Annotated in this window: 3 protein-coding genes; 2 read left to right on the top strand and 1 reads right to left on the bottom strand. The window is 54.1% G+C overall.

Annotated elements, in window-relative coordinates:
* Positions 1 to 89: 89 nt before the first annotated feature.
* Together ACYVJT_RS14930 and ACYVJT_RS14925 are read left to right on the top strand one after the other, a co-directional pair.
* Positions 90 to 344 carry an ATP-binding protein gene (locus ACYVJT_RS14930; RefSeq protein ID WP_499418528.1) on the top strand — a complete coding sequence of 85 codons (255 nt, stop codon included), beginning with the start codon at positions 90 to 92 and terminating at the stop codon, positions 342 to 344.
* A 314-nt stretch (positions 345 to 658) separates the two neighbouring features.
* Positions 659 to 2,212, top strand: coding sequence for a helix-turn-helix transcriptional regulator (locus tag ACYVJT_RS14925; protein WP_343960247.1), 1,554 nt, complete (start codon positions 659 to 661; stop codon positions 2,210 to 2,212).
* A gap of 110 nt (positions 2,213 to 2,322) precedes the next feature.
* Here the strand turns inward: ACYVJT_RS14925 and ACYVJT_RS14920 are convergent, their stop codons facing one another.
* Complete coding sequence (locus ACYVJT_RS14920) at positions 2,323 to 5,712, bottom strand: SdrD B-like domain-containing protein (protein ID WP_499418527.1); 3,390 nt, start codon at positions 5,710 to 5,712, stop codon at positions 2,323 to 2,325.
* Positions 5,713 to 5,829: the final 117 nt, after the last annotated feature.

Raw genomic sequence — 5,829 nt, 5'->3', positions numbered from 1 at the left:
TGTTCTCAACGATCGGAGCCACCCGTCAGCAGACTTATCGACATAATCCCCACCTCGGCATAAATCGATTTATGCAGATATCGCCATAAATCGATGACATCGGCCTCTTGCCGGTATCAGATCAAGCTGCCGAAGCCCTCTACCGCGTCGTGGAGGCCTGCTATGAGCGCACCTCGATTGCGTTGTCATCGAATATGCATCCTGCATCTTTTGACACGCTGATGCCCAAAACGCTTGCTACCGCCACCGTTGACCGGCTCCTGCATCATGCACATCTGGTCCAAACGTCTGGGGACTCCGTGCGTATGACCCAAGCCCTCAACGGCACCGGCATTACCAACTAACCGACCACGAAGACCCAAACCGCACACCCGTTCATGTCCCAAACCGTGCAAAAACCGTGTCCCTAAACGTGCAAATTAAATTGGCCCTTGACAGCAAATAGGCTATTGGCGAGACATGCCGTTATCAGCCTGTTCATCACCCCTACGACACAGGATGAGCACCTTGAGTCACTCATCGTTGGAAGGCACTGCGCAGAACCACCTACAAGGTAACTGGCGTCAGCCCACATATCATAAACTCCCTGCAGTATGCAGTATCAGCTAGAATGACTTGAAATACATCATTAGAGGTTCAACAAAAGAAGGGGCACCGGATGTCGAATCCAATCAAACCAGAGACGGATTCCCACCCTGCCAAGGATGAACTGGCGCACTTCGTAGCGGAAATCGAAGACGCCATCTCACGCGAAGACTGGGCGTTCGCAGCCACACTCATTGAAGAAAATACGGCCGCAGCGTGGTTCGGTATGCAGCCCCCACGGACTATGGAGATCGTGAGTCTTCTCGCCAGTAAAATACCGTCGCATGGGTCGTTGCTGCATGCAGGCTACCGACTACTCACCGCCGCGTCCGCAGGCCAGTTCGACGTTCATGAGTACTTATCGACCGTTGACACGAACAATGCTGAGGAAATGTTCTTGCTGTCGATGCTACGCATGAGTGATTTCCGGGTCCACGGCCGAACCATTGAGGCGCTCGAGCAAGGCGAAACCGCCAACGACTATCACGGCAAGATGCATCCGACTGTTGATGCCAATGATGGCTGGGCACTGCAAACATCAGTGCAAATTGGTATTTCCGCGATGCTTGCTGGCGATTTCACTCGTGCCCTGAGCGCTTTAACCCAGGCGCAAATGCACGCGGCCGTCCCAAAATATGCTTTTCTCACGCGCGACGCACTCGTCAAATCAGCCCTCCTCCACGCATGTTTCGGCAATGCGGCGACGGCCCGATCATTTCTTGACCGCGCCACACGCATCCCCAGAACATCCAGCTGGGCCGAGGCCCACATTGATACGCACCGTGATTTCGCCGAGATACTGACCTCTATCGACGATTACGACGAGGCCATCGAACGGCTCGACACTATTAGCCTGCATGACATCGGTGAAATGTGGCCCTTCTATATTGTCGCGGTTCAGCGGGTTTTGGTATCCGCCGGCTATCTTGATGAGCTCGACCACCGTCTCGAGGTGTTCGACTCGATGCCACTGCCTCGCGTTGATGGCAACGGCTTTGCTGGAAGTGTTATTCCGGTAAAACGCGCCATGTTGGCAATGGAGGCCGGCCGCGGCGCCGATGCGCAAGAATTATTGGTCCGCGCAGATCACAATTTACCGTATACACAAATCATTGAAGCCGCCGGACATCTCTATGCCGGGCGGACTCAACAGGCCATCCAATTAGCGACCCAGCTTCGGTCTCAAACACGTGGCTTTCGCGTGCTCGATTTACGACGCAAATCCGTCCTCGCCGCGGCACAAAATCAGGCTGGCGAGACCAGTCAGTGTGTCGAGACCCTCGAAAGGGTCGCGGATATACCGCGCGGTCTCGGTGATGAGGAAATCAGACTGTTCAGCCCGGAAACACGCGAGCTCGCTGCCAAACACGTGCCCTCATGGCCCAAGGACCCCGGCGGTGCATCGACGTTCCTCACAGGCTTACCTAAACCCGGCCGTGGGCTGACCGAACGCGAAGTCGAGCTCATGGCAGAAGTCGCGAAGGGGCACACTCGTGCCGAAATCGCCGAGCGGCTCTTTGTCTCACTGAATACTGTCAAGACACAATTGAAGTCAGCGTACCGGAAACTCGAGGTCTCGTCGGCCGATGATGCAGTGCTGGCAGCACAACGTCGAGGCCTCATCTAAGAGCCTCGTCACTCCCCTGCGGTCGGTTGACTTACTCAACGCAAAACGAAAGGCGCTGGCAACCACATGGTCTGTGGTTGCCAGCGCCTTTCGCGTCATGTTCCTAGAGTTTAGACTTCGCTGCGGTTACGATGACGCGCGTAGAGCACGGCACCGATCACGAGCAATAGCAGGCCAGCTGCAGTCAACATCAGTGCGAGGTTCACACCGGTCATCGGCAGTTCGCCTTCCTTGTCTTTAGGTGTTTCTGGGTCGGATGGATCATCCGAAGGATCCGGGGTTGGATCCTCACCGTCGACAGGTGGTGGAGTTTCCTCAACCACTTCTGGCGGAGTCCCATTGTATGGGTCCTCATCCTCAACCGGAGTTCCCGAGGCTGCACCAACAGCATCAACCGATGCCAGGTTCGTGTGCAGCTCTTCGCCTTCAGCCAGAGTCAGAGTCGCCACACCGGTGATTGTGTCGCCGACTGCCCATGGGCCATCCCATTCGGCGGTCAACACACCATCTTCATTGGTGGTTGCTTCAACGGTGTCACCGTTCGGCAACGTCCAAACCAGGTTCTCAATGTCAGCGCCCGACTGGGTTTCATCAGTCAGGACAACGTCGGTGAGATCCTCGTTTCCGGTATTTTGAACGGTGATTACGATGTCTCGGGTTTCGCCGTCCTCGTAGGCCACTGCATCGTCTTCGGTGTTGGCATCGTTGGTAATGGTGCCCTCATCGGCGTCACCGTCACCCTTGATGATTTCTACCGCAGGATCCAGCAGGACAACACCAGCATCCCAGGTGGGGTCGATCCCCTCGGAGGCGGTGATGTCGAAGTACTCGTAGTTCTCATCCGAGGTCAGGAATTCATTGTCCTGGCCAAGTGTGAAGACCGTTGAGCGGCCATCGTCGCCGGCATCCGAGTCAGCTTCTACGTCACCGGCGAGTGCGTCAGTGAATTTGTAGGTAGATGCTTGTTCGTCAGTCAGTTCGAAACCGACCTGGCAGTCACCGGCTGGGAGGTTATCAAAGAAGTACCGACCCCGTTCATCAGTCTCGGTACGGTCGAGCTCTTCGCCATCTTGGTCGTATAGCACAACCGTGACATCTTCGAGTGGCTCTTCGTCGTCGCCTTGGAGACCATCATTGTCGGCATCGATCCAAACGTAGTCACCAATCGCGTAGTCACGATCAGCAGGATCTGCGTTATATGGATCCTCATCTTCGACTTCAGTACCCGAGGCCGCACCAACAGCATCCACCGACGCCAGGTTAGTGTGCAACTCGTCGCCTGCGGTCAGAGTCAACGTTGCGGTACCAGTGATGGTTTCACCAACCGCCCATGGACCATCCCATGCGGCAGTCAACACACCATCATCATTGGCCGTTGCCTCAACGGTGTCACCATTCGGCAACGCCCAAACAAGGCTCTCAATGTCAGCACCGGACTGCGTTTCATCAGTCAGGACAACGTCAACGAGATCCTCGTTACCGGTGTTCTGAACCGTGATGACAACGTCACGAGTTTCCAAGTGACTGTACTGCTCGGCATCCTCCGGTGAATTCGCATCGTTGGTGATGGTGCCCTCATCGGCGTCACCGTCACCCTTGATGATTTCAACATTCGGAATCGGATCGTTCTCGAACGTTTGCTGTTCCGAATTGCCGTAGGTATCAACAACGACTGCGATACGGTCGGTGGAGAGCTCGTAGCCTTCTGGAGCTACGGTTTCTTCAACGTAGTACGTACCTGGTTCACGAACGACGAGACCGCTGGTCTCACCGTCCTCGTCCAGTACGCGCAGTTGGCCATCTTCCACGAATGCGTCTTCAACAACGACGTTGTCTTCGCTGTCGAAGACCTGGAACCGAGATTCCGGGTCATTGATGACGACTTCGTCGTTTTGCGAGTTGACCTTCGCGATGGAAATTGGGTACCCATCAGATGGCGTGTACTCGGCTGAAGAACTACCGAAGAAGTTCGCTACAGGAACATCTTCTTCAAACTCGACAATCCGTACCAGCACATTGGCGCTAATGTTCTCTTGTTGTTCGAGAAGTGTGCCGTCTTGCTGCTGTACCGAAACGGTGTGGTCGTCTTCGTTATAGACAGCTTCGAGGTTACCGCCAATGTCCTGTGGACCATCGGTCGGGTTGGCGCCGGTATCTACGTCATCGTGGTCAACGAAGCCAACGAATTCCAGCTCCTCAGGGAGTTCATCAACAACCGAGCTAATCTCCACCGCTGAATAGTTACCATGCGGGACGAACGCCAGGTTGTAGACGTACTCATCTTGAACAAGTTCGCCGTCGTCACCAATTTCAACGCGCAGGTTCTGCGTCCACTCTTCGTGGAAAGAATCGCGGATGGTTTTGCGAACTTCTGCTTCGTCACCATACGAGCTGGCTTCACTGGTGGTTTCCGACCAGTACAGTGGATAATCATCCGAGCCATAGAGCGTAGCAGAGTTCTCGACGTTCAAGGTCTGCCGATCTGACAGCGGCACCGTGTTGAGTGCAATATCGACAACGTAAGGGGCAGTTGGCTCAGCCGAACTGTCCTCAACCGCAGCAATTCCGCTCTCATTGAGTGCAATGACAAGTTCTCCCTCGTCATTAGCGCTCAAATCGAAATGCGATTCATCGAACTGTACAGCGCCGTCTTGTAGCGTTCCGCTAATACTGTCAACGGTCTGCTCGAGATCCGAGAAGTCGAAAACATTCGGATCACGGTGATCAACAATGTAGCTGTTGGTTACATCAACAGCATTTGACCAGTCGCCATTAGCTTGGAAGCGGTATTCCAGTGTCGCGGATTCGCCTTCCTCAACGTAGACCGGGCCGTCATCATCGAGTGCCGTTTTGGAGAACTTTGCTTCATCCTCGAGGCCGTCGCCACGATCATTGAGCGTGACTTCGACGCTAGAACCGTAAGGGTCTCCATCATCGTTGAACGTGAATTGCGCGTCATTGATCAGTTCGTAACGCTCAATTCCACCATCATTATTGCTGGTCAGACCATCAGTGGTGGTGATCAGTGCTTTCGCTGAAATCTCAGCGTTAGTTTCACTGTCTTGCCCAATGTTGATGTAGAGGTTCTGACCGACCACCGCGTACTGGTTGACGTAGTCGTCAGCAGCAAATGCAGCGCTGTCGCCGTCAAAGTCTTCAGCTTGGGTCAGCTCCACGCCTGAGATGAATTCTTCAGCTGAAGTATCCCACTCTGCCTGCTCTGGCAGAGAGTCACTGATGACCACATTGCGGTTCAGGGTGAAGTCGTCATCATTGAGGTACCCATCTTCAGCATTTCCGTCCCATTGGGAAAGATTTGCACTAAAGGTGTAGGTAATTTCTTGTGGAGGTACAATGCTGCCGTCTTCTGCAGTTGTAATGTTCACCGACTCGAAGTCAGCACCCTTATCAAAGGCATCGCCTGGCTGGGAAACCGGTGGCTCTCCGGCACTGCCATTAATGGGAACATCATCCTGACGGGTTTCTGGCTTAAAGGACAAAACGTGTGCTTTTTATCTGTCGAGTCGCCTGCTGTCATGCGGTAAAACGCAGATCGTCATAGGCAGCAGTCTATGTGAGTGACTCTTGCTGGAAGAAAACCCAAATGTGATGTATGT

The organism is Yaniella soli (assembly GCF_054782375.1).
The sequence above is the reverse complement of the archived record's forward strand: the minus strand, read 5'-3'. Positions and strand labels throughout refer to the sequence as shown.